Origin of the sequence: Streptomyces sp. NRRL F-2580 (assembly GCF_000720115.1) — a bacterium.
GTDB lineage: Bacteria > Actinomycetota > Actinomycetes > Streptomycetales > Streptomycetaceae > Streptomyces.
The window spans coordinates 15,978-38,015 of record NZ_JOIR01000032.1; the positions used below are offsets into that span (position 1 = coordinate 15,978).

Below are 22,038 nucleotides of genomic sequence, written 5' to 3' on the forward strand. Positions count from 1 at the left end.
CCGTCGGCTACGGGGCTTCGAGCGGCTTGCGCAGCACGGTGCAGTCGCGGCCAAGCTCGCGGTCCTCGGCCCGGCGCAGTTCGGCGTACCCCTGGGACTGCCAGAAGGCGAGGGCCTTGGGGTTGTTGTCCAGTACGGCGATCTGCACGCCGGTGCGCCCGGCGGCGCGGAAGCGGTCCTCGACCAGGGTGGCGACGGCACGGCCGTATCCCTCGCGGTGCGCGGTGGCGTCGATGAGCAGCAGGCCGATCCACGGGTCCGTGCCGGCGGAGGCCGGGTCGGGGTGGTGGGCCAGGGTGGCGGCCAGGCCGACGAGGCGGCCGGCGGAACGGGCCAGGAGGACCTCGGCGCCGTCGTGGGCGAGTTCGTCGGCGAGGGCGGCCGCGACCTGTTCGACGGTGATGCGGTCCGGGTCGGGGAAGTCGCCGCTGAGTTCGAAGAACGCGTGGTTCGTCGAGTAGAGGGCGGCGACCTCGGTGAGGACCGGGCCGGGGAGGGCGCCGTCGACGGGGACGAGCGGTTGGAGGATCACCTGTCGAACGGTAGCGAAGCCCCCTCCCCGGACGGCCGGGAGGGGGCTTCACCTGCGCTGGTGTCCCGTCGGCGCTCAGCGCCGGACCGGGTCGTGCCGGGCTGTGCCGAGCCGTGCCGGGCTGTGCCGAGCCGTGCCGGGCTGGGCTCAGACGTTGACGCCGAAGTCCTGCGCGATGCCGGTGAGGCCGGAGGCGTAGCCCTGGCCGACCGCGCGGAACTTCCACTCCGCGCCGTTGCGGTAGAGCTCGCCGAAGACCATGGCGGTCTCGGTCGCCGCGTCCTCGGAGAGGTCGTAGCGGGCGATCTCGGCGCCGCCGGCCTGGTTCACGACGCGGATGTACGCGTTGCGGACCTGGCCGAAGTTCTGGCTGCGGGCCTCGGCGTCGTAGATGGAGACCGGGAAGACGATCTTGTCCACGTCGGCCGGCAGGCCCGCGAGGTTGACGTTGATGGCCTCGTCGTCGCCCGCGCCCTCGCCGGTGCGGTTGTCACCGGTGTGGACGATGGTCTGGTCCGGGGTGGACTTGTTGTTGAAGAAGACGAAGTGGCCGTCGGAGACGACCTTGCCGGTCGGGTTGACCGCGATGGCCGAGGCGTCGAGGTCGAAGTCGACACCGGTCGTCGTACGGACGTCCCAGCCGAGGCCGACCGTGACGGCAGCGAGGCCGGGGGCCTCCTTCGTGAGCGAGACGTTGCCGCCCTTGGACAGGCTGACAGCCATGGGAATGTCCCTTTCCTCATCCAACATGCACGTACAGGCGGTCAAACTACCGCTGCCCCCTATAACGCGACGAGAGGCCTGTCGGGTTCCCGCCGTGAAATCTGAGTGACGGGGGCGGGGGCGGGCACGGATCATAGGGGGCATGCCTGGTCCTTATGTCATCCGCGGTTCGGTCGTGCTCCCCGAGGGCGAGCTCGCCTGGCGCTTCTCGCGTTCCTCCGGGCCCGGCGGGCAGCACGTGAACACCTCCGACTCGCGGGTGGAGCTGATGTTCGACCTGGCGGCGACGAAGGCGCTGCCGGACGTGTGGAAGGAGCGGGCGCTGGAGCGGCTGGCGTCCCGCCTGGTGGGCGGGGTGGTGACCGTACGTGCCTCCGAGCACCGCTCGCAGTTCCGCAACCGGGAGATGGCGCTGGTCCGGATGGCTTCGCTGCTGGCGGAGGCGACGGCCCCGCCGCCGAGGCAGCGTCGGGCGACGAAGATCCCGCGGGGGATCAACGAGCGGCGGCTGCGGGAGAAGAAGGCGCGGGCCGAGACCAAGCGCGGGCGGACCGGGCGCGACTGGTAGCCGCCGGCCTGCCCGCCCGCGGCTCAGGCCGAAAGATCGGGGCTCCGCCCCGGACCCTCCCCCAGACTCCGTCCGGGGGACCCCCCGCCTCGAACGGCGGCCGGGCCGGGTGGTGCGGCCGGGCCGGATTGCGGCTACTGGCCGTTCAGGTGCCTGTAGCGGCCGCGGAAGTACGTCAGGGGCTGTTGGTCCGGGGACGGGAGGGCCGCCGTCAGGACGCGGCCGATGACCAGGGTGTGGTCGCCCGCCTCGACGCGGTTCTCGGTGCGGCACTCCAGGGTGGCCAGGGCGCCGGTCAGCAGCGGGGCGCCGGAGGCCTCGCCGCGTACGTACGGCAGGTCCGCGAAGAGCAGCCGGTCGCTGATGCGGCCCTTCATCGCGAAGCGGCCCGCGACCTGGAGCTGGTGGTCGGCGAGGACCGAGACCGCCCAGAGGGGCTGTTCCGCGAGCAGGTCGTCCATCCGGGAGTCCTCGCGCACGCTCACCAGGACCAGCGGCGGGTCCAGGGACACGGACATGAAGGCGGTCGCCGTCATGCCGACGTCCTCGCCGCGCGGGCCGTCCGCCGTCAGGGGGGTCTCGTGTGCGGTGATCAGGCACACGCCCGCCGCCAGCCGGGCCATCGCGGCTCGGAACTCGTCATTGCTCACTCCCTCAGCATGCGGGCTTCCATGGGACGGGCGGGGCACGGGGGTCGTCTTCAGCACACTGAAACGCTAATCTCACGCTCCCGCGCCACACATCGGGCCCTGGTCCGAGTCGCGCCCCCGCCCCTTGGCCTAGGCCCCGGCGTATCGTTTGCTCTCGGGAAGGCGGGGGAGCGCTCCCAGTCGGCACGAGCCTCTCCACGCACCGTTATTCATCTCATGTGACTTGAGTCACAGAGGGCAAGATTTGTTGACCCTGTGTACCTGCCGCACAGCTCACTGTGATTCAGTGGACGGGACACCGCAACGAAACGCCGATGACAAACCTGGAGTTGCTGTCGAGGTCTCGGGGAGAGCGAGCAATGGAGACCGAGTCGGAGCCGTACGTCCGTCTTGCGACCCTGCGGCAGCTGCACCGGGTGGTGGCCGAGCTCAACACGGCCAGGAGCCTGGCGGACACTCTGCAGACCGTCGTGGACGGCATCGTCGTGGGCCTCGGTTACGAACTCGCCTGTGTCAACCTCGTACGCCCTGACGGCGATCTGGTCGTCGCCGCCTTCGCCGGAGACCCCGCCGCCGAGGCGCTCATCACCGGCCGCGTCGGCTCCCGCGCCTCCTGGGAACGCCGCCTGACGATGGGTGAGAACTGGGACGGGCTCCGGTTCATCCCGCACACCGAGGGCTGGATCCTCATGGAGGACGACGTCCCCCAGTGGCACACGGACGGCCCCGATCCGCGCTTCGAGGACGAGTGGCACCCCGAGGACCGGCTCTATGCCCCCATGTACGCGTCCGGGGGGGAACTTCTGGGTGTCATTTCGGTGGACAGACCGCGCAACGGCCGCCGCCCCGGCGCGTGGGGGCGCGAAGCGCTCCAGATGTACGCCTTCCAGGCCGCGATTGCGATCAGCAACGCGAGGCTCCGGGCGAACATGCAGCGGGCCCTGGTCCGGCTGGAGCGTGAACAGCAGGCGCTGCGCGCCAGCGAGGAGTCCTTCCGGCAGGCCTTCGAGTACGCGCCCAGCGGCATGGCCATCGCCGAGATGGGCGGGGACCAGCACGGCCGGCTGCTGCGGACCAACGACGCGCTGTGCCGGCTGCTCGGCCGGCCGGCCTCCGTGCTGCGCCGCTACTCCTTCTCCGACCTGGTCCACCCCGAGGACATCGGCACCCTGCTGCGGACCTCCGCCGAGGGCGGGCGCGCCGAGCTGCGCCTGGGCCGGCGCGACGGCACGTATGTATGGGTCTCGCTGCGCAACTCCGTCGTCGCCGACGCCGCCGACGGGCCGCGGTTCCTGCTGACGCACGTCGAGGACATCGAGGAGCGCAAACGCCACGAGCTCCAGCTCGCCCACCGCGCCAGCCACGACTCGCTGACCGGCCTGCCCAACAGCGCCGAGCTGCGGTCCCGGCTCGGCGCACGGCTGTGCCGCAGGCCACAGTCCGTGCGCGCCACCGCGATCGAGGCCCTGGACGCGGCCTTCGAGGGGCGTGACGGACACGACGGGCGCCCGGTGCACGACGGCTACGAGGTGCGCACGGAGGCGGGTGGTGCCGGTGAGCACGGCTTTCAGGCCGACGGACCCGACCGGTACACCGGGTCCGACCCCTACGAGTTCCCCGGGGCGCCGGCCGCGACGCCGGAGGACGGTCCGTACGACCACCACGTGCACACGGTGGCGCCCGCGACCGACATCGACGACGGGACGAAGGGGCTCGCGGTGCTCTTCTGCGACCTCGACGGCTTCAAGTCGATCAACGACAGGTTCGGGCACCACACGGGCGACGCGGTTCTGATCGAGGTCGCCCGGCGGCTCACGACGTGCGTCAGGGACGGTGACACCGTCGCTCGGCTGGGTGGTGACGAATTCGTCGTCCTTGCCGACGGCCTGGGTGCGGCGGACGCCGCCGATCTCGCCGTCCGGCTGCGCAACGCGATCATCCCGCCGATCCGGGTCGACGGCCGTGCGGTCCGTGTGGGAGCCAGTTTCGGCATCGGCTGGGCGAGCTGCGGGATGTCGGCGGACGAGGTGCTGCGCTCCGCCGACCAGCGGATGTACATCGAGAAGCGGTCCCGCTCCAAGGCGCACCGCAGGGCCGGCTGAAGCGGTCCGTCGCCCGTGGGTGCACCTGTTCGGGGTAGGCTCCCGGGGGTCGAAAGGAGTGACCTGCGATGACGACGCCCGCGAACAACGGCCCGCACGGTGGGGCGAACAAGCCCGAGGACGACGATCCGTTCGGCTACCTCTACGAGGACGGCCAGGCGGCCGGAGCCACACCGCCAGGTCAGGGCGGCGCATACGGCTACCCGGGGCCCGCGGCGGGCGGTCATTCCGGTGCGCAGCCCGGAGTTCCCCGCACCTCCCACCACCAGGTGCGGACGGTCGGCGAGCGCCGCAACGGCGGTCAGCGCGGTCAGGTTCCCGCGCAGCAGCCGCCCTACCAGGCCCAGTACCAGGCTCCGGAGGCCCTCCAGGCGGGCGGCTACGGGGTTCCGCAGCAGCCGCAGGCCCCGCAGCACCAGACCCAGGCGATCTCGCACTCCGGCGGCCACGGCTCCGGCGGCGGCTCCAGCCGCCGCGGTCTGCTGATCGCCGCCGTCGCGGTGGTCGGCGCGGTCGTGATCGGCATCGGCGCGGCCCTGGCCTTCGGTGACAAGGACAAGGACAAGAAGGACCAGGACCAGGCGAACGGCGGCCAGCAGTCGGCGGCCCCGCAGAACCCCTCGGCCGCGCCCCCGAGCGGCTCTCCCGCGCCCTCCCAGGCCCCGCTGCCCAAGGGCGAGGCGGCCGGCGCGGGCATGTCCATCACGGGCGGTGCGGCCCTGGAGACCACGATTCCGGGGGCGAAGAGCTCGGGCGGACAGTACGTCGGCGGGTTCAACCGGCCCGGCGCGGCCGTGACGTGGACCCTGGACGTCCCCAAGGCCGGGAAGTACAAGTTCTACGTGCGCTTCGGCATCCCGGGCGAGGACGCCAACGGCACCCTGACCGTCAACGGCAAGCCGAACGAGGCGCCGATCAGCATGCGCAACTTCGCCAAGTCGCCCAAGGGCGACTGGGAGAAGGGCTGGCAGACGACCTGGGGCCAGGTCAACCTCGACAAGGGCACCAACACGATCAAGCTGTCGTGCGAGGCCGGCAACAGCTGCAACGTCAACATCGACCAGCTGTGGCTGGAGAACTTCTAGGACACGCCCCCGGCCTCAGCCGGCGGTCGTGACCTTCACCGACCCCCGTACCTCCTCGTAGGTGCGGGGGTCGAACTCTCCCGCCACCGGGGCGAGGACGGTGGCCGCCGAGAGGGCGACCGCGCGGGTGAGCCGTTCCTCCCAGTCCGCCCCCTCCACCAGGGCCGACAGCAGGCCGGCGACCGCGGAGTCGCCCGCTCCGGTGGGGTTGCCGGCCAGCGCGCGCGGCGGGGCGGCCTGCCAGGTGCCTTCGGCGGTGGCGGCCAGCAGGCCGTCCGGGCCCAGCGAGGTGACCACGGCGTGGGCGCCCCGGCGGCGGGCGTCGCGGGTGGCGGGCAGCGGGTCGCGGGACCCGGTGAGCTCGGCCAGCTCGGCCGCGTTCGGCTTGATGATCTCGGGCCGGGCGGCGACCCCGCGGCGCAGGGCCTCGCCGCTGGTGTCGAGGAGGACGGGGACCCCGGCCGCGCGGGCCGCCCGGACGAGGACCGCGTACGCGCCGACGGGCACGCCCGGCGGGAGGCTGCCGCACAGGGCCACGGCGCGGGCGCCGCGGACCAGGTCCCCGTACTGCGCGAGGAACCGGGACCATTCGGCGGGCGTGATCAGCGGCCCCGGTTCGTTGAACTGGGTGGTGTCGCCGGAGGAGTCGTCGACCACGGCCAGGGTGCGGCGGCTGCCGTCCGCGCAGGGCACCAGGGCGTCCACCACCTGCGGGGAGCGGGCGAGCAGTTCGCGGACGACCGAGCCGACCGGCCCGCCCGCGAAGCCCGTCGCCGTCACCTCGTGGCCGAGCGCGGCCAGGACGCGGGCGACGTTGATGCCCTTGCCGCCGGGGCGTTCGGTGACGGCCGCGACCCGGTGCGAGGCGTGCGGAAGCAGCCTCGGCACGCGGTACGTGACGTCGAGTGCGGTGTTGAGCGTCACGGTCAGGATCATGGGCACCCCCGGGTCTGTTGCTGCCGGGATCATGCCAAACCCGAGGCGGTCGGCCCAGTCCTCGGGCCGACCGCCTTCGTCGTTACAGCCGCTTGGCCGTCAGATCGCCGCCGCGGCGAGGGGGCTGACGACCCATTCGCCGCGCCGCATGACGCCCCTGACGTCGAAGGCGGCGTCCAGGACGACGAGGTCCGCGTACTTGCCGGGCTCCAGCGAGCCGATCTCGTCGTACAGGCCGAGGAGCTTGGCCGGGTTGGCGGAGATCGCCTGGACCACGGACTCCACCGGCAGCTTGTCGAGGGTCACCGAGCGCTTGAAGGCCGTGTCCAGGGTCAGGGTGGAGCCGGCGATGGAGCCGCCCTCCACGAGCCGGGCCACGCCCTCCTTGACCTCGACCTCCAGCGGGCCGAGGTGGTAGGTCCCGTCGCCGAAGCCGGCGGCGTCCATCGCGTCGGTGATCAGCGCCACGCGGTGCGCGCCCGCGTGGTGGAAGGCCAGTTCGAGGGCCGCCGGGTGAAGGTGGGTGCCGTCGTTGATGAGCTCGACGGTGATCCGCTCGTCCTCCAGCAGCGCGGCGATCGGGCCGGGCTCGCGGTGCGCGAGGGGCGGCATCGCGTTGAAGAGGTGGGTGGCCACGGTCGCGCCCGCGTCGATGGCGGCGCGCGTCTGCTCGTACGTGGCGTCCGTGTGCCCGATCGCGGCGATCACCCCGTGCTCGGCGAGCAGCCGTACGGAGTCCAGGCCGCCCGGGAGTTCGGTGGCGAGGGTGAACATGCGGGCCGTGCCGTGCGCGGCGTCGATCAGCTTGCGGACCTCGGCCGGGTCGGGGTCGCGGAGCAGGTCCTCCTTGTGCGCGCCCTTGCGGCAGGGGTTGATGAACGGCCCCTCGAAGTGGATGCCGGCGATCTCGCCCTGCCGGGTGAGCTCGGCGAGCAGTCCGGCGCGGCGGGCCAGTTCGTCCAGGTCGCCGGTGACGGTGGAGGCGACGAGGGTGGTGGTGCCGTGCTCGCGGTGGGTGCGGACGCCCTGGAGGACGTCCTCGGCGGTGCCGGAGGTGAAGGAGGCGCCGCCGCCGCCGTGGTTGTGCATGTCGACGAAGCCGGGGACGATCCAGTGCCCGGACAGGTCCACGGTCCGCGAGCCCTCGTGGGCGCTGCCGGCGATGCGGTCGCCGTCGACGATGACCCGGCCGCCCGCCACGGTTCCGGTGGGCAGCACCACCCTGGCACCGGAGAGAACAGTGCTGCGCGCGCTTGCGGACATCAGGCAGGTACCTCCGTGGCGAGTAGGTCCCAGGCGAGCAGCCCTGCGCCCAGGCATCCGGCGGTGTCCCCGAGGGCCGCCGGGACGATGTGGGGGAGCCGCTGGAACGTCACGCGCTCCTCCACCGCCGTCCGTAGTGGTGTGAACAAGGTTTCCCCCGCCTCGGCCAGCCCGCCACCGATGATCAGCGTGCGCGGGTCCAGCAGGGTGATGGCGGTGACCAGCCCGTCGGCGAGGGCGCCGACGGCGGCCAGCCAGACCTCGCGGGCGCGCGCGTCGCCGGCTTCGACGGCCTTGGCGCAGTCCGCGGCGTCGGCCCCGGGGTCGCCGGAGGCGGCCGCCCAGGCGCGGCTGACGGCGGCGGCCGAGGCGAGGGTCTCCAGGCAGCCGTGCTGGCCGCAGCCGCAGGCGGGGCCGCCCGGGCGTACCACGATGTGCCCGATCTCGCCCGCGTAGCCGTGGGCGCCGGCCTCGATGCGGCCGGCGATGCCGATGGCTCCGGCGATGCCGGTGCCGAGGGGGACGAAGAGGAAGCGGTCGGCGCCGCGGCCGGCTCCGATGCGGCCCTCGGCGAGTCCGCCCGTGCGCACGTCGTGGCCGAGGGCCACCGGGATGCCGCCGAGTCTGGCGCTGAGCAGGGCGCGCATCGGTACGTCGCGCCAGCCCAGGTTCGCCGCGTAGACGGCGATCCCGTGGTCGGCGTCGACGATGCCGGGGACGGCGACGCCGGCGGCCGACGCGGGCCGCCCGAAGCGTTCGCGGCCGGTGTCGAGCAGCTCGGCGGCGAAGTCCTGGATCGTCTCGACGACGGCGTCGGGGCCCCGCTCGCGGCCGGTGGCACGGCGCGCTTCGTGGAGCAGGGTGCCGTCGTCGGAGACGAGGGCGGCCTTCATCCCGGTGCCGCCCACATCGAGGGCGATGACGTGTTTCACGGGTTTCACAGGGACAGTCTCGCGTGCTTGGCGTGGAAAGGTCTAGTCCATTGAGGGGGATTGTTGAGTGGCCATACAAAATCCGGACCCCGGTCGGGATCCCGATGTGGAGGAGCCGCCAAAGTGGTGTAGACCTTACGTGGATCGTACGTACAACAAGGGGTGGATCGAGAACTGTGAAGGGCCGTTACCTGAGCCTGGCCGCGTCCGGCGCCGCGCTGTGCCTGACTGCCGTGACGCTGACGGGCTGCGGAGCCCTCGGCGGGGTCACCGGAGACAACGACGTGACCCTGCGGGTCGTGGCGGCCGACTACGGGGACAATCCGCAGAACTCCTCGGCTGGGTACTGGAAGGGCCTCGCCAAGGGCTTCGAGAAGGCCAACCCGGGCGTCAAGGTCGAGGTCTCCGTCTACTCGTGGTCCGAGGTCGACGCCAAGGTCGCCGACATGGTCAAGGCCGGCAAGGCCCCCGACATCGCCCAGATCGGCGCCTACGCCGACTACGCGGCCGCCGGCAAGCTGTACTCGGCGGCGGAGCTGCTCTCGGTGAAGACCGAGGCCGACTTCCTCGCCCCCCTCGCGGACGCGGGCAAGGTCAAGCAGGTCCAGTACGGCCTGCCCTTCGTCTCCAGCACCCGGCTGCTCTTCTACAACGAGAAGCTGCTCGCCGACGCGGGCGTGATCGGCAAGGACGCCAAGGCCGGCTGGCAGCCGAAGAGCTGGGCGGACCTGGAGGCGGCGGCCAAGAAGCTCAAGGGCGCGGGCGTGCCCACCCCCTTCGCGCTGCCGCTGGGCCGCGAGGAGGCGCAGGCCGAGACGATGATGTGGATGCTAGCGGGCGGCGGCGGCTACACCGACAACGAGGAGTCCTACTCGATCGACTCCCCCGACAACGTCAAGGCGCTGGAGTTCCTGCGGGACAAGATGGTCGGGCAGGGGCTGACCGGCCCCGTCGAGCCGGGGAAGCTGGACCGGCAGGCCGCCTTCGACGGCTTCACCAAGGGCGAGGTCGGCATGCTCAACGGACACCCGTCGCTGATGAAGCAGGCCGAGGCCAAGGGCGTGAAGTTCGGCATGGTCCCGCTGCCCACGGCCACCGGGTCCGCAGAGCCGGCCATGGGCGTCGCCGACTGGGTCATGGCCTTCAAGAACGGCCACCGCACGCAGTCCGGGAAGTTCCTCGACTACCTGTACGAGCCGAAGAACGTGACGGCCTTCACGGACATGTACGACCTGCTCCCGGCCACCACCAGCGGCTACCTGGCCAAGCAGGGCGCCACCGGCGGCTCGGCGCCGCAGCTGAAGCCCTTCCTGACGGCGCTGCCCGGCTCACGGCTGTACCCGGTCGGCAAGAAGTCCTGGGCCGGCGTCAGCGAGGACATCAAGCAGAACATCGGCAAGACCGTCCAGCCCGGCGGGCAGCCGGCGAAGGTGCTGGAGGAGATCGCCACGGCGGCGCGGGCCTCGGACCCGCGCTGAACGGTGGCGGCGGGCGGGGTGTCAGACGGCGGCGTTAATCTGGCGGTATGACGGACGAGGGGCAGCTGACGGCCACGGAGGCCGCGGTGCTCGCGTACGAGGGACGCACCTGGCCCGGGCCCGGAGCCAAGGAACGGGCCATCCGGGAAGGGCTGGGGATGACGCCCGTCCGCTACTACCAGCTGCTCAACGCGCTGATGGACGACCCGCGGGCCCTGGCCCACGCACCGGGCACGGTCAACCGGCTCCGGCGGATCCGCGAGGCCCAGCGGGCCCGGCGGTAGCTCCGGCGAAAGGCCGGGCGACGGGCTCGGTGAGGCGCCCTGGGGCGGGCCGGGCGACGGGCTCGGCGACGCGCCCTGCGGCGGGCCGGGCGACGGGCCCCGCCCGTGCCGTAGCCGTCGCCGCGCTGGGCCGTTAGGGTCGTGCGTATGGGGAGCCACCCGCACGACCTGCCGATGCCCGTCACCGCAGCCGGACGCGAGGGACTCGAAGCCCTGCTCCGCGCACCCCGCCGGTCCGTGGTCGCCCTGGACTTCGACGGCACCCTCGCCGACATCGTCCCGGACCCGGACCAGGCCAGAGCCCACCCCGGAGCCGTCCCGGCCCTCTCCGCGCTCGCCCCCGAGGTCGCCTCGGTGGCCGTGATCACCGGCCGGCCGGCGGGCGTCGCCGTCCGCTACGGAGGCTTCGCGGGGGTCCCCGGACTGGAACACCTCGTCGTCCTCGGCCACTACGGCGCGGAGCGCTGGGACGCCGTCACCGGCATCGTCCACGCCCCGGCCGAGCACCCCGGGGTGGCGGCGGTACGGGCGGAGCTGCCGGGGTTCCTGGACTCGATCGGGGCCTGGCAGGGCACCTGGATCGAGGAGAAGGGCCGGGCGCTGGCCGTGCACACCCGGAGGGCCGCGGACCCCGCGGCGGCCTTCGCGGCCCTGCGCGAACCCCTGGCCGAGCTGGCCGCGCGGCACGGGCTGATGGTGGAGCCGGGCCGCGCGGTCCTGGAGCTCCGCCCCCCGGGCATGGACAAGGGCGTCGCCCTCACGGAGTTCCTCGCGGAGCGGGACGCGGAGGCGGTGCTGTACGCGGGCGACGACCTGGGTGACCTGGCGGCGTACTCGGCCGTCGAGAAACGCCGCGCCGAGGGGCTCCCGGGCCTGCTCGTCTGCAGCGGCTCGGCCGAGGTCCCCGAGCTCGCCGCCCGAGCCGACGTGGTCCTGGCCGGACCGGGCGACGTCGTCGCCTTCCTGGCCGCCCTGGCCAAGGCCGTCGGAGCCTGACCACGCCGTGCCGCTGCGGGGGCCGGCCCCCGCCTCGATCGCCGGCGGGGCCGGAAATTCCAGCCCCGCCGGCGATCGAGGCGCGGGGTCTGGGGCGGAGCCCCAGCAGACGGGCCGCGGGCGCAGTACGGCGACGGCGGTGCAGCCCCGCAGGGGTCACGGCAGCAGGTCGGCCAGTTGGGCGGCGAACCAGGCGGCCGGGGGGAGGGCGGTGGCGGCGGCGGCCAGGCGCTTCGTGCGCTCCGCACGCTCGGCGTCCGGCATGGACAGCGCCGCGTGCAACGCCTCCGCCGTCGCCGACACGTCGTACGGGTTCACCGTCAGCGCGTCCGCCCGGAGCTCCTCGTACGCCCCCGCCCCGGTGGACAGCACCAGTGCGCACCCCGCCTCCGACACCACCGGGATCTCCTTCGCCACCAGGTTCATCCCGTCCCGCACCGGGTTCACCAGCGCCACGTCCGCCATCCGGTACACCGCCAGCGACCGCGCGAAGTCGTCCTGCACCGACACCAGCACCGGCTGCCAGTCCGCCGTGCCGAACTCCTCGTTGATCTCCGCCGCCAGCTCCCGCACCGACTCCGTGTACGCCCGGTACACCGCCAGGTCCTGCCGTGACGGGTACGCCGAGGCCAGGTGGACGACCCGGCCCCGCCACTCGGGGTGGACCGTCAGCAGCTCCCGGTACGCCAGCAGCCCCCGCAGGATGTTCTTCGACAGCTCGGTCCGGTCCACCCGGGCGATCGTCTTCAGGCCGCCGACCTCCGCCCGCAGCTGCGCCAGCTTCTCGTCGACCTCCGGCCGGTGCGCCAGCGCCCGCAGTTCGTCCGCGTCCACCCCGAGGGGGTACGCGGTCACCTCGGTGAACCGGCGCTTCGCGTAGCCGCGCCCGTCCGGGTCCGCCCGGCGGTGCCACACCCCGCGCTCCGGGTGCCCGGCCGGGAAGTGCGCCTGCGCGACGCCGTCCAGGTCGTCCCTGCTCGCGCCGCCGGCGAAGTTGCCCGCCCACCTCGCCGTGTGGAAGCCCAGCCGGTCCGCGCCGAGCATCCCCCACACCAGCTGGCTCTGGATGTCGTCCGGGATCATGCTCATGAACTCCCACGACGCCCACGGCGTGTGCGTGAAGTGCCCGATCCGCAGGTCCGGCCGCAGCGCCCGCAACTGACCGGGGACCAGCGCCAGGTGGTAGTCCTGCACCAGGACGCGGGCCCCTTCCGCCGCCTCCTGGGCGAGGGCGCGCGCGAAGGCCTCGTTGTACTCGACGTACGCCTGCCACCGCCGCCGGAACTCCGCGTCGAAGACCGGCTCGCGCGGGATGTCGTACAGGTGGTGGTGCGTGAACCACAGCACAGAGTTGGCGATGCCGTTGTAGGCCGCGTCGTACACCGTGGGATCGATGTCCAGCATCCGGACGCCCGGCTCGGACACCCCCCGGCGGACCGCCTCCCGGTCCGCCTCCGACAGCGCCGCGCAGATCCACAGCGCCCCCGGTTGCTCCGCGAGGGCCGCGGAGAGGCCGGAGACGAGTCCGCCCCCGCCGCGCCGGGCGCTGAGACCGCCTTCGGCGTCGATCGTGTACGAGAGAGGGCCGCGGTTCGCGGCTACGAGTACCTGAGAAGCCATGCGGCGAACCTAGCCCGGCCCGGACTCGCTCAAACTTTCCAGGCCGACGTCACGCCACGCGGCGCAGCGCGTACTCCTCGATGCCCAGCATCGGCGGCCGCTCCTCGGTGTCCACCGCGTACGTTCGCGGTACGAACCCTTCCGGCCCCCGCTCGAACTGCGTCAGCTCCGGCCGGACCTGGGGGTGCCCCCAGCGGTAGCTGGGGGAGTGCCCGCGGGACAGCCGCAGCAGGGCCGTGCGGTAGATCGCGGCGGCCATCCGGCCCAGCGCCTGCCCGTCCTGGTGGCGGTGGACGCGTACGCCGACGTCCACCTGGGCGAGCGCGTCCAGGCCGACCGTGTGCAGCGCGTCGACCAGCAGGCCCAGCTCGACGCCGTACCCGACGGGGAACGGCAGCCGCTCCAGCAGGGAGCGGCGTACGGCGTACTCGCCGCCCAGCGGCTGGACGAAGCCGGCCAGCCGCGGCCAGTGCAGGTTGAGGAGGGGGCGGGCCACCAGTTCCGTGACCCGGCCGCCCTGACCGGGGGCGTCACCGAGCGGGCGGTCGTACATGGCCTTGACGAACTGCACGTCCGGTTCGGTCAGCAGTGGTCCCACGATCCCCGAGACGAAGGTGGAGGAGAAGTCCCGCAGGTCGGCGTCGACGAAGCAGACGATGTCCCCGCTGGTGGCCAGCAGGGAACGCCACAGCACCTCGCCCTTGCCGGGCAGCGCCGGGAGCCTCGGCAGGATCTCGTCGCGGTGCACCACCCGGGCGCCGGCCTTCGCCGCGACCTCCGCCGTACGGTCGGTCGAGCCCGAGTCGATGACGATCAGCTCGTCCACCAGGGGGAACGGCAGTCCCTCGATCAGATCGCGCCGGATGACCTCGACGATCGCGCCGACCGTCGCCTCCTCGTCCAGCGCGGGCAGCACCACGCTGACCGTGGTCCCGGCCGCCCGTTTCCGGTCGAGCAGCTGGTCGAGCGGTCGGTCGGCGGCTGACCAGGAGCGGTCTGCCAGCCAGCGCTCCACCTCTTCCAGCACCCTCAGCACTCCCTGCGTGTCGGCGTTATCGGCCGTTTTGAGATCCATCTCGCGGTTCGGACGGCTGTCTCAACCGCCCGGCCCTTCGGTTACAGTCTTGAACAACGCGAAGGGCCACCGCATGCCGGGGGCCCCGCGTACAAACGCACCGGCGCGCCACAGAGCGCGTGTGCCGGTGCCATACCGCTCATCCAGAGGGGCAGAGGGACACGGCCCGTTGAAGCCCCGGCAACCCTCCAGTCGGTTCTCGCGATCGCGCACAGCAGCGACGTCAGCGAGGTCCCCGGCTAGGGAAGGTGCCAATTCCGTCTCATGGCGAAGTGCGCCATGGGGAAGATGAGGAGAAAGGGCCTCGCCATCATGGCTGCACAGACTGTCGCCACCTCTGTCGACCTCGGACCTGCCAATGGTCTTTCCTGTCGCGAGTGCGGCACCCGCTTCGAGCTCGGCCCCATCTTCGCGTGCGCCGAGTGCTTCGGCCCTCTGGAAGTCGCCTACGACCTCCCGACAGATGACCCCGAGGCCCTGCGCGCCGCGATCGAGGCCGGCCCCAACAACATCTGGCGTTACGCGCCGCTGCTGCCCGTCCCCGCGGACGTGGCCTCCAAGCCGAGCCTGAACCCCGGCTTCACCAAGCTCGTGGACGCCGCCAACCTGGCCAAGGAGCTCGGGGTCACCGGCAAGCTCTACGTCAAGGACGACTCCGGCAACCCGACGCACTCCTTCAAGGACCGCGTCGTGGCCATCGCCGTCGAGGCCGCCCGCGCCTTCGGCTTCACCACCCTCTCCTGCTCCTCCACCGGCAACCTGGCCGGCGCCGTCGGCGCCGCGGCCGCCCGGGCCGGCTTCCGCTCCTGCGTGTTCATCCCGCACGACCTGGAGCAGGGCAAGGTCGTCATGGCCGGTGTGTACGGCGGCGACCTGGTCGGCATCGAGGGCAACTACGACGACGTCAACCGCTTCTGCTCCGAGCTCATCGGCGACCCGCTGGGCGAGGGCTGGGGCTTCGTCAACGTCAACCTGCGCCCGTACTACGGAGAGGGCTCCAAGACCCTCGCCTACGAGATCTGCGAGCAGCTCGGCTGGCAGTTGCCCGACCAGCTCGTGATCCCGATCGCGTCCGGCTCGCAGCTGACGAAGATCGACAAGGGTCTGCAGGAGCTGATCAAGCTCGGCCTCGTCGAGGACAAGCCGTACAAGATCTTCGGCGCCCAGGCCGAGGGCTGCTCCCCGGTGTCGACCGCCTTCAAGGCCGGTCACGACGTGGTCCGCCCGCAGAAGCCGAACACCATCGCCAAGTCCCTCGCGATCGGCAACCCGGCGGACGGCCCGTACGTCCTGGACATCGCGCGGCGCACCGGCGGTTACGTCGAGGACGTGAACGACGAGCAGGTCGTCGAGGCCATCAAGATCCTCGCGCAGACGGAGGGCATCTTCGCCGAGACCGCGGGCGGCGTGACCGTCGGCGTGACGAAGAAGCTCATCGAGAACGGGCAGCTCGACCCGACGCTGACCACCGTCGTCCTCAACACCGGCGACGGTCTCAAGACCCTGGAGGCGGTGGCCGCGGAGAGCGGGCAGACCGCCACCATCCGCCCGAGCCTGGACGCGTTCCGCGCCGCCGGCCTGGCCTGACCACACCCTCCTGCTCTACCGGAAAGGCAGTAGCGCCATGAGCGTCAACGTCCGCATCCCCACCATCCTGCGCACCTACACCGGCGGTCAGGCCGAGGTGCCCGCCGAGGGCGCGACCCTCGCCGAGGTCATCCAGTCCCTGGAGGCGAGCCACCCGGGCATCGCCGCGCGCGTCCTGGACGACCAGGGCAAGCTGCGCCGTTTCGTGAACGTCTACGTCAACGACGACGACGTGCGCTTCGAGGGCGGGCTGGAGGCGAAGACGCCGGACGGCGCCGGCGTCTCGATCATCCCGGCCGTCGCGGGCGGCTGCTGATTCCCCGGATCTCTCCCGGTTCCTCCGGGTCACCGCCCAGGTGACACGCGCAAACCGAAATTGCCCCCTCCGCAAAAGCGGAGGGGGCAATTCTGCTTGATTGGGCGCGGTAGGGTTGGGGAAGTCCCCTCCGCTGTTCTTGCCCCCTGCATATGAACGGGCCGCGCAAGGGTCGACATCGGGCCAACATGCGAGTGCGGTATGGGGCTTTGGCGAGATATGTCAGGCCCGAGTTGCCCGGGAGTATGGCAAATTTTCACTCTATTTCAATGTTTCTCGGTGTCCAGAATTCTCATCGGATTGACCTGTTGCAGACAGCATCCGCGCAGATACATTCAGCCTCGGTCGACGCGTTCCGACGCAAGTTCTGACCCGGGATCGTGAAGTGCGTTCCTGCGCAAGGGCCAGTAATAGGGGAGTTAGGCATGGCTCAGGGCACCGTCAAGTGGTTCAACGCGGAGAAGGGCTACGGCTTCATCGCGGTCGACGGTGGTGCGGATGTGTTCGTCCACTACAGCGCCATCCAGATGGACGGGTACCGCACCCTTGAAGAGGGTCAGCGGGTCGAGTTCGAGATCTCGCAGGGCCAGAAGGGTCCGCAGGCGGACATGGTCAAACTCGCACTCGGCTAGTCCTGGCGCGATCGACCACCGACGCACAGTCTTCAGCGAAGACCTGGAACACCACGAGGGGCCCACATCCTGGACACGGGATGGGGGCCCCTCGTCCGTGTGCCCGGTAGTAGCGGGGCGATGCGCGAAGCCGCTTGCACTCGGAGGGGTCGAGTGCTAATCATTGGCGTTAGCACTCTCCACGTGAGAGTGCTACTGAAACGAGGACCGGGTCGGTGAGGCCCGCAGGGTCCGGCGGGAAGGAACCGCCGGGCACGCAGGCCGTCCGTCGCGGGCGCGGGCGCGGTCCTGGGAGCAATCCACCGCTGTCCGGGAGGACCACTTCAGATGGCCAAGATCATTGCGTTCGACGAGGAGGCCCGCCGCGGCCTCGAGCGTGGGATGAACCAGCTCGCCGACGCCGTCAAGGTCACCCTTGGCCCCAAGGGTCGCAACGTCGTCCTTGAGAAGAAGTGGGGCGCCCCCACGATCACCAACGATGGTGTCTCCATCGCCAAGGAGATCGAGCTCGAGGACCCGTTCGAGAAGATCGGCGCCGAGCTGGTCAAGGAAGTCGCCAAGAAGACGGACGACGTCGCGGGCGACGGTACGACCACCGCCACCGTGCTGGCCCAGGCGCTCGTCCGCGAGGGCCTGCGCAACGTCGCCGCCGGCGCCAACCCGATGGCCCTCAAGCGTGGTATCGAGAAGGCCGTCGAGGCCGTCTCCGCCGCCCTGCTCGCCCAGGCCAAGGACGTCGAGACCAAGGAGCAGATCGCTTCGACGGCCTCCATCTCCGCCGCCGACACCCAGATCGGCGAGCTCATCGCCGAGGCCATGGACAAGGTCGGCAAGGAAGGCGTCATCACCGTCGAGGAGTCGCAGACCTTCGGTCTGGAGCTCGAGCTCACCGAGGGCATGCGCTTCGACAAGGGCTACATCTCGGCGTACTTCGCCACCGACATGGAGCGCATGGAGTCGTCCCTCGACGACCCGTACATCCTGATCGTCAACTCCAAGATCGGCTCGGTCAAGGACCTGCTGCCGCTCCTGGAGAAGGTCATGCAGTCCGGCAAGCCGCTGCTGATCATCGCCGAGGACGTCGAGGGCGAGGCGCTCTCCACGCTCGTCGTCAACAAGATCCGCGGCACCTTCAAGTCCGTCGCCGTCAAGGCCCCGGGCTTCGGCGACCGCCGCAAGGCCATGCTCGGTGACATCGCCATCCTCACGGGCGGCACGGTCATCTCCGAGGAGGTCGGCCTCAAGCTGGAGAACGCCGGTCTCGACCTGCTCGGCCGCGCCCGCAAGGTCGTCATCACCAAGGACGAGACCACCATCGTCGACGGTGCCGGTGACAGCGACCAGGTCGCCGGTCGCGTGAACCAGATCCGCGCCGAGATCGAGAACTCCGACTCGGACTACGACCGCGAGAAGCTCCAGGAGCGCCTCGCGAAGCTGGCCGGCGGCGTGGCCGTCATCAAGGCCGGCGCCGCGACCGAGGTCGAGCTCAAGGAGCGCAAGCACCGCATCGAGGACGCCGTTCGCAACGCGAAGGCGGCCGTCGAGGAGGGCATCGTCGCCGGTGGTGGCGTGGCCCTGCTCCAGGCCTCCGCGGTCTTCGAGAAGCTGGAGCTCGAGGGTGACGAGGCGACCGGCGCCAACGCCGTGAAGCTCGCCCTGGAGGCCCCGCTGAAGCAGATCGCCGTCAACGGTGGTCTCGAGGGTGGCGTCGTCGTCGAGAAGGTGCGCAACCTTCCGATCGGTCACGGCCTGAACGCCGCGACCGGCGAGTACGTCGACATGATCGCCGAGGGCATCATCGACCCGGCGAAGGTCACGCGCTCCGCCCTGCAGAACGCCGCGTCCATCGCCGCGCTGTTCCTGACCACCGAGGCCGTCATCGCCGACAAGCCCGAGAAGGCCGGCGCCGGCGCCCCGGGCGGCATGCCGGGCGGTGACATGGACTTCTGATCGACCCCCGGCTCCGGCCCGAAGGTTGATCGGCTGTTCTCGAACGAGGGCGGCACCCCCACGGGGGTGCCGCCCTCGGGCGTTCCGGGAGGCGTCAGAAAATCCGTGGGCCCCGACGGCCTGCGCATGCGTCCCATCCCGGTGCAGCGTGCAGCCGTGGCCGGGGGATCACCACACGCATACCGCTTGTACCAGGAGGAATGCCGTGCCTTCCCCGCCGTTGTGGCGAGAAGGGCACGGCAGATGACGAACGCGCGAGCCGTCGGGGCGGTGTGGTCAGAGCAGCTGCTCGCTCGCCCTGACCGGTCTCATGGGGTGCCCGTGCCCGTGGCCGTGGCTGTGGCCGTGGCCGTGGCTGTGGCTGTGGCTGTGGCCGTACTCAGTTGACGCTGAGCCAGATGTGAGATTCAGCCTCCTCCACCTCCACCTCCACCTCCACCTCCTCGTCCTGTTCCGCTCGGTGTGCGGCCGGTGACGCGGTGCCGTGTTCTTGGAAGGGGTGCACGGAGAAGTCGGTCCTCTCTGTTTCCGTCCGTGTTCGAGGGCCGACGGCAAGGACCGTCGGAGCCGCGGGTGGTACACCCGCCGAAACTCCCATTGCGCAGACGTACCCACCGGGGAGACGGCAGACATTGAACTCGCCGGCGGTGTAGGGCGTGTGCGCGGAAAAGGGAATCCGCGGATCTCCCTGCCGGCGGAAGCCGACGCGCTTCATGCCCGCGCGCATGCCCTCGCCCGTCAGTTTCATCGCGGCTTCCTTCATCACCCACAGCGCCGCCCTGTGCTCCGCGGCGCGCCCTGCCGAGGGCAGGGCGGAGATCTCGGCAGGAGTGAGGAAGGCACTGTCCGGCAGCCCGGACACGCGCGAGATCTCCTCCACGTCCACCCCTGCCCGCGCGCCGAGTGCCGCGGCGGCCACCGCGTAGCGGCCACTGTGCGCCATGCTCACGAACAGGTGCGGCTGCGTCTTCACGTACGGGCGCCCATCGCGATGACGCCCGAGCTGGAGTCCGGTCCACGGGACGCCGAGAAGCCGGCCTGCGGCTTGGAGGGCCAGTCGGCGGGCCAGCACCGAGCGCGTCCGATCGGCGGGGCGGCGCAGGCGTGCCACGCGCTCCTGGTCGTCGGGGGAAAGGTGGCGCAGTGCCGCTCGGGCCGCTGCCTCGGCCCCCGGCGCCTGCAGGTCGCAGGCGAGGAAGAGGCTCTCCGGCGACCGGCTCGGCCTTGCCCTCGCGGTCATGACAGCCCCAGTCGTGCCAGGCGCCGGGCCACCGCGTCGTACGGAATGAAGCGCGCGTCTTCCTCCGTTTCCCGTTCCGTACTTCCGAGAGCGTTCCTGATGCCGGGGGCGAAGATGTTCAGTACCGCGACCAGGGGGTGTTCCTCCTCCGCGCGAGAGGGAGGGGGCGTGCTCACGGTGAGGAGGTCTCCTTCACCGACGAGTCCCCGGGTCATGTGTGTTGTCCCGTTTCCGGTGACTGCCGCCGCAGGCACTCCTCCGCGAAGCCGAGAGCCCGCAGGTGGTACGCCCGTGCCGCCCAGCCGAGGCTGATGTTGTGGCCTGCGCCGGGCTGGTGGTCGATCAGGACCCGGGGCGCCGAGACCAGCCGGCTCCGCAACCGTGTGAGCGCCTGGTGGTCGCGGCGCCACCACGCCTCGTGCTCGGCGAAGGTGAACCGGACCGGAACGCGTATGCGCTCCGCGAGTGCTGCGAACGCCGTCGGCCACTGAGCGGCGTCAGCCAGTTCACGTTCCGGTGCCGGAGCGACGACGCCGACGCTGGACTGGAACGTCCCCGGGGGGTACAGGCGTAAGGGGCCCCAGTTGAGCTTCCAGCTTCCGGCGCGGGTGGCCGGTGTGGTGGGGGGAATCAGGTATTCGGCGCCGCAGCCGGACAGGTCGAGGCCGATGAGCTCGGGGACCGTGCCGTCCGCCGCGATCTGCAACGCCGGCTTGCTCCCGAAGGAGTGCCCCATCAGGAAGATGCCCGCGCCCGTCTCGTACTGGCCCACCAGCCGGCGCAGCGCCGCGGCCAGGGTGTGGGACTGCGCCACGACCCCCTGCCCGTAGGGGAGCTGGGCGGCCGACCGGCCGTATCCGGGGCGGTCGATGGCCACCACTGTGAAGCCCAGTTCTGCGGCGACCGTCAGGAGCGAGGTCTCCGGGTGTGCCGGTCCGTCGAAGTACCCGGCGCTCATCCCCGCCCCGTGCAGGGCGACGACCGTGGCCCTCGGCGGGACGTGCACCGGCTGGGCGAGCCGGGCGGACAGCATGATGCCGTCCGCGTCCAGCGTGATGTGCCGTTGGTCGATGGACCGCCCTGGGGGCGGGGCAACGGGCGCCGTGGTCATGAACGGCCTTCCCCGGCGAGTCCTTCCGCGTACTCCTTCGCGATGCCGAGGGTCACCTTGCTGTTGGTGCTGAGCGCGGTGCGTACGTATGCGATCGCGTCCTGCACCGTCGCGTCCGCTCCGAGCACCTTGGCGATGTTGTCCGTGTTGACCGTGAAGGTGTGCTGCGAGGACGCCGCGATGCCGTCGTCGTTCGGCGTGAAGGTCCAGTGACCCGTGTGCAGAGTGATCAGCGCGGGCAGCGTGGTCTGCTTGTAAGCGATCCGGTGGGGAGCCAGTCCCACGCGGTGCGACTTGGTGGTGTGGATGCTGCCGTCCTTGGACTGCGTGTCCATCTCCAGGGTCTGCAACCCCGGTGTCGGCTCGTCCAGGCGCACCGTGATCACGTGGGGCAGCCGGTCGGTCCACAGGTTCGCTTCGTAGATGAAGTCGTACACGTCCTGAGCCGCGCCCTTGATCTGCACCGTGTCCTCGAAGGAGCAGGTCAGTTCGTCAGTGGCGGCGCTCCTCGACTCGGCCAGTGCCTTGAGAGAGTCGAGTTCGGAGCGGGAGTTGCGGTCCACGACCTCCTCGAGCCAGGTCAGGCTGTCGTCGTCGGCCGCCCGGAAGTCGTGGCTCAGGCGCACCAGGGTCTCTCCGGAAGGGAGAGCCTCCAGCTGCCAGGTTCCGCCCATGGTGGCCACGGGATGCGTGCTGACCTCCTGCCGGAAGCCGATGCGGAGCTGGTCCGGGTCCAGGGTGCGGTGCGAGGTCCAGCCCTTGACGGTGTCGCCCGCCGTCGCCCAGATGCGGATGCGTTCTTCGCGCTCGCCGCGCTCCACATGGTCGACGTAGATGCTGGGCGGAAACAGCTGCGGCCAGTTCTCCGCCTGCGCCAGCAAGCGGTAGACGTTCTCGGCCGGTCCCGCGATCTTGATTTCGTGCTCGGATGTACGCAGTTCGGACGGCATGGGGCTCC

At 71.3% G+C, this 22,038-nt stretch carries 22 protein-coding genes and 1 riboswitch; of the genes, 10 read left to right on the forward strand and 12 right to left on the reverse strand.

The annotated features are described in order from the left end of the window. Nucleotides 1-7: 7 nt before the first annotated feature. Together IF88_RS0128955 and IF88_RS0128960 are read right to left on the reverse strand one after the other, a co-directional pair. Complete coding sequence (locus tag IF88_RS0128955; protein WP_030718834.1) at nucleotides 8-532, reverse strand: GNAT family N-acetyltransferase; 525 nt, start codon at nucleotides 530-532, stop codon at nucleotides 8-10. A gap of 147 nt (nucleotides 533-679) precedes the next feature. Next, the gene (locus IF88_RS0128960) at nucleotides 680-1,255 is read right to left on the reverse strand and encodes a TerD family protein (RefSeq protein ID WP_030718836.1); all 576 of its coding nucleotides are present in this window, start codon (nucleotides 1,253-1,255) and stop codon (nucleotides 680-682) included. Between the two features lie 142 nt (nucleotides 1,256-1,397). Between IF88_RS0128960 and arfB the strand changes: the two genes are divergently transcribed. Continuing rightward, entirely contained in the window at nucleotides 1,398-1,823 is a 426-nt protein-coding gene (arfB, locus tag IF88_RS0128965) for an alternative ribosome rescue aminoacyl-tRNA hydrolase ArfB (protein WP_030718838.1), read from the forward strand. Nucleotides 1,824-1,957: 134 nt separating this feature from the next. Here the strand turns inward: arfB and IF88_RS0128970 are convergent, their stop codons facing one another. Next, nucleotides 1,958-2,530 carry a flavin reductase family protein gene (locus tag IF88_RS0128970; RefSeq protein ID WP_078893208.1) on the reverse strand — a complete coding sequence of 191 codons (573 nt, stop codon included), beginning with the start codon at nucleotides 2,528-2,530 and terminating at the stop codon, nucleotides 1,958-1,960. Between the two features lie 302 nt (nucleotides 2,531-2,832). Between IF88_RS0128970 and cdgB the strand changes: the two genes are divergently transcribed. Continuing rightward, entirely contained in the window at nucleotides 2,833-4,575 is a 1,743-nt protein-coding gene (gene cdgB / locus IF88_RS0128975) for a diguanylate cyclase CdgB (RefSeq protein WP_030718843.1), read from the forward strand. A gap of 68 nt (nucleotides 4,576-4,643) precedes the next feature. Continuing rightward, a complete protein-coding gene (locus tag IF88_RS0128980) occupies nucleotides 4,644-5,660 on the forward strand; it encodes a CBM35 domain-containing protein (protein WP_030718846.1) in 1,017 nt (338 codons plus the stop codon). A gap of 15 nt (nucleotides 5,661-5,675) precedes the next feature. Here the strand turns inward: IF88_RS0128980 and IF88_RS0128985 are convergent, their stop codons facing one another. From IF88_RS0128985 to IF88_RS0128995, 3 genes are all read right to left on the reverse strand, one after another. Further along, complete coding sequence (locus IF88_RS0128985) at nucleotides 5,676-6,596, reverse strand: 1-phosphofructokinase family hexose kinase (RefSeq protein WP_030718847.1); 921 nt, start codon at nucleotides 6,594-6,596, stop codon at nucleotides 5,676-5,678. A gap of 99 nt (nucleotides 6,597-6,695) precedes the next feature. Continuing rightward, the gene (gene nagA / locus IF88_RS0128990) at nucleotides 6,696-7,859 is read right to left on the reverse strand and encodes an N-acetylglucosamine-6-phosphate deacetylase (RefSeq protein WP_030718850.1); all 1,164 of its coding nucleotides are present in this window, start codon (nucleotides 7,857-7,859) and stop codon (nucleotides 6,696-6,698) included. Continuing rightward, nucleotides 7,859-8,791 carry an ROK family protein gene (locus IF88_RS0128995; RefSeq protein WP_030718852.1) on the reverse strand — a complete coding sequence of 311 codons (933 nt, stop codon included), beginning with the start codon at nucleotides 8,789-8,791 and terminating at the stop codon, nucleotides 7,859-7,861. Before IF88_RS0128995 ends, nagA begins: the two co-directional genes overlap by 1 nt. 191 nt (nucleotides 8,792-8,982) lie before the next feature. Between IF88_RS0128995 and IF88_RS0129000 the strand changes: the two genes are divergently transcribed. The 3 genes from IF88_RS0129000 to otsB all read left to right on the forward strand — a co-directional run bounded on the left by IF88_RS0129000 (nucleotide 8,983) and on the right by otsB (nucleotide 11,549). Next, nucleotides 8,983-10,269, forward strand: a complete 1,287-nt coding sequence (locus IF88_RS0129000; protein ID WP_030718856.1) for an extracellular solute-binding protein — start codon at nucleotides 8,983-8,985, stop codon at nucleotides 10,267-10,269. 47 nt (nucleotides 10,270-10,316) lie between these two features. Then, the gene (locus IF88_RS0129005) at nucleotides 10,317-10,553 is read left to right on the forward strand and encodes a DUF3263 domain-containing protein (protein ID WP_030031449.1); all 237 of its coding nucleotides are present in this window, start codon (nucleotides 10,317-10,319) and stop codon (nucleotides 10,551-10,553) included. A 147-nt stretch (nucleotides 10,554-10,700) separates the two neighbouring features. Continuing rightward, on the forward strand, nucleotides 10,701-11,549 hold the full coding sequence (otsB, locus tag IF88_RS0129010) for a trehalose-phosphatase (protein WP_030718860.1): 849 nt from the start codon (nucleotides 10,701-10,703) through the stop codon (nucleotides 11,547-11,549). A gap of 156 nt (nucleotides 11,550-11,705) precedes the next feature. On the opposite strand, the gene IF88_RS0129015 is transcribed toward otsB, so the two are convergent. Then, entirely contained in the window at nucleotides 11,706-13,169 is a 1,464-nt protein-coding gene (locus tag IF88_RS0129015) for an alpha,alpha-trehalose-phosphate synthase (UDP-forming) (RefSeq protein WP_030718864.1), read from the reverse strand. Between the two features lie 49 nt (nucleotides 13,170-13,218). After that, the gene (locus IF88_RS0129020; RefSeq protein ID WP_030718867.1) at nucleotides 13,219-14,196 is read right to left on the reverse strand and encodes a glucosyl-3-phosphoglycerate synthase; all 978 of its coding nucleotides are present in this window, start codon (nucleotides 14,194-14,196) and stop codon (nucleotides 13,219-13,221) included. 184 nt (nucleotides 14,197-14,380) lie between these two features. Further along, a riboswitch (SAM riboswitch) is annotated at nucleotides 14,381-14,539 on the forward strand. Nucleotides 14,540-14,556: 17 nt separating this feature from the next. On the opposite strand from IF88_RS0129020, the gene thrC reads away from it, so the two are divergent. From thrC to groL, 4 genes are all read left to right on the forward strand, one after another. Next, a complete protein-coding gene (gene thrC / locus IF88_RS0129025) occupies nucleotides 14,557-15,831 on the forward strand; it encodes a threonine synthase (RefSeq protein WP_037807409.1) in 1,275 nt (424 codons plus the stop codon). Nucleotides 15,832-15,868: 37 nt separating this feature from the next. Further along, nucleotides 15,869-16,147, forward strand: coding sequence for a MoaD/ThiS family protein (locus IF88_RS0129030; protein ID WP_030718872.1), 279 nt, complete (start codon nucleotides 15,869-15,871; stop codon nucleotides 16,145-16,147). A 425-nt stretch (nucleotides 16,148-16,572) separates the two neighbouring features. Next, nucleotides 16,573-16,779, forward strand: a complete 207-nt coding sequence (locus tag IF88_RS0129035) for a cold-shock protein (protein ID WP_030009783.1) — start codon at nucleotides 16,573-16,575, stop codon at nucleotides 16,777-16,779. Between the two features lie 327 nt (nucleotides 16,780-17,106). Further along, nucleotides 17,107-18,729 (forward strand): chaperonin GroEL, encoded by a 1,623-nt coding sequence (groL, locus tag IF88_RS0129040; protein ID WP_030718875.1) that lies wholly within the window; start codon nucleotides 17,107-17,109, stop codon nucleotides 18,727-18,729. 379 nt (nucleotides 18,730-19,108) lie between these two features. Here the strand turns inward: groL and IF88_RS42410 are convergent, their stop codons facing one another. Genes IF88_RS42410 through IF88_RS0129060 form a run of 4 tightly spaced genes read right to left on the reverse strand, consistent with a single transcriptional unit; the run spans nucleotide 19,109 to nucleotide 22,030 of the window. After that, nucleotides 19,109-19,969: a 4'-phosphopantetheinyl transferase family protein gene (locus tag IF88_RS42410; protein ID WP_030718877.1), complete on the reverse strand. Its 861-nt coding sequence runs from the start codon at nucleotides 19,967-19,969 to the stop codon at nucleotides 19,109-19,111. Then, on the reverse strand, nucleotides 19,966-20,145 hold the full coding sequence (locus IF88_RS0129050; protein WP_158754625.1) for a hypothetical protein: 180 nt from the start codon (nucleotides 20,143-20,145) through the stop codon (nucleotides 19,966-19,968). The genes IF88_RS42410 and IF88_RS0129050 overlap by 4 nt, the downstream gene beginning before the upstream one ends. Nucleotides 20,146-20,180: 35 nt before the next feature. Continuing rightward, nucleotides 20,181-21,080 carry an alpha/beta fold hydrolase gene (locus IF88_RS0129055; protein WP_051837735.1) on the reverse strand — a complete coding sequence of 300 codons (900 nt, stop codon included), beginning with the start codon at nucleotides 21,078-21,080 and terminating at the stop codon, nucleotides 20,181-20,183. Beyond that, the gene (locus tag IF88_RS0129060; RefSeq protein WP_030718882.1) at nucleotides 21,077-22,030 is read right to left on the reverse strand and encodes an aromatase/cyclase; all 954 of its coding nucleotides are present in this window, start codon (nucleotides 22,028-22,030) and stop codon (nucleotides 21,077-21,079) included. The genes IF88_RS0129055 and IF88_RS0129060 overlap by 4 nt, the downstream gene beginning before the upstream one ends. Nucleotides 22,031-22,038: the final 8 nt, after the last annotated feature.

Excerpts from the sequence above, each read along its gene's own strand:
- IF88_RS0129055 (WP_051837735.1), bottom strand. The coding sequence starts at position 21,080 with ATGACCACGGCGCCCGTTGCCCCGCCCCCAGGGCGGTCCATCGACCAA.
- IF88_RS0128985 (WP_030718847.1), bottom strand. The coding sequence starts at position 6,596 with ATGATCCTGACCGTGACGCTCAACACCGCACTCGACGTCACGTACCGC.
- IF88_RS0128960 (WP_030718836.1), bottom strand. The coding sequence starts at position 1,255 with ATGGCTGTCAGCCTGTCCAAGGGCGGCAACGTCTCGCTCACGAAGGAG.
- IF88_RS0129030 (WP_030718872.1), top strand. The coding sequence starts at position 15,869 with ATGAGCGTCAACGTCCGCATCCCCACCATCCTGCGCACCTACACCGGC.
- thrC (WP_037807409.1), top strand. The coding sequence starts at position 14,557 with ATGGCTGCACAGACTGTCGCCACCTCTGTCGACCTCGGACCTGCCAAT.
- IF88_RS0129035 (WP_030009783.1), top strand. The coding sequence starts at position 16,573 with ATGGCTCAGGGCACCGTCAAGTGGTTCAACGCGGAGAAGGGCTACGGC.
- IF88_RS0129015 (WP_030718864.1), bottom strand. The coding sequence starts at position 13,169 with ATGGCTTCTCAGGTACTCGTAGCCGCGAACCGCGGCCCTCTCTCGTAC.
- cdgB (WP_030718843.1), top strand. The coding sequence starts at position 2,833 with ATGGAGACCGAGTCGGAGCCGTACGTCCGTCTTGCGACCCTGCGGCAG.
- IF88_RS0129005 (WP_030031449.1), top strand. The coding sequence starts at position 10,317 with ATGACGGACGAGGGGCAGCTGACGGCCACGGAGGCCGCGGTGCTCGCG.
- groL (WP_030718875.1), top strand. The coding sequence starts at position 17,107 with ATGGCCAAGATCATTGCGTTCGACGAGGAGGCCCGCCGCGGCCTCGAG.
- IF88_RS42410 (WP_030718877.1), bottom strand. The coding sequence starts at position 19,969 with ATGACCGCGAGGGCAAGGCCGAGCCGGTCGCCGGAGAGCCTCTTCCTC.
- IF88_RS0128980 (WP_030718846.1), top strand. The coding sequence starts at position 4,644 with ATGACGACGCCCGCGAACAACGGCCCGCACGGTGGGGCGAACAAGCCC.
- arfB (WP_030718838.1), top strand. The coding sequence starts at position 1,398 with ATGCCTGGTCCTTATGTCATCCGCGGTTCGGTCGTGCTCCCCGAGGGC.
- IF88_RS0129060 (WP_030718882.1), bottom strand. The coding sequence starts at position 22,030 with ATGCCGTCCGAACTGCGTACATCCGAGCACGAAATCAAGATCGCGGGA.
- nagA (WP_030718850.1), bottom strand. The coding sequence starts at position 7,859 with ATGTCCGCAAGCGCGCGCAGCACTGTTCTCTCCGGTGCCAGGGTGGTG.
- otsB (WP_030718860.1), top strand. The coding sequence starts at position 10,701 with ATGGGGAGCCACCCGCACGACCTGCCGATGCCCGTCACCGCAGCCGGA.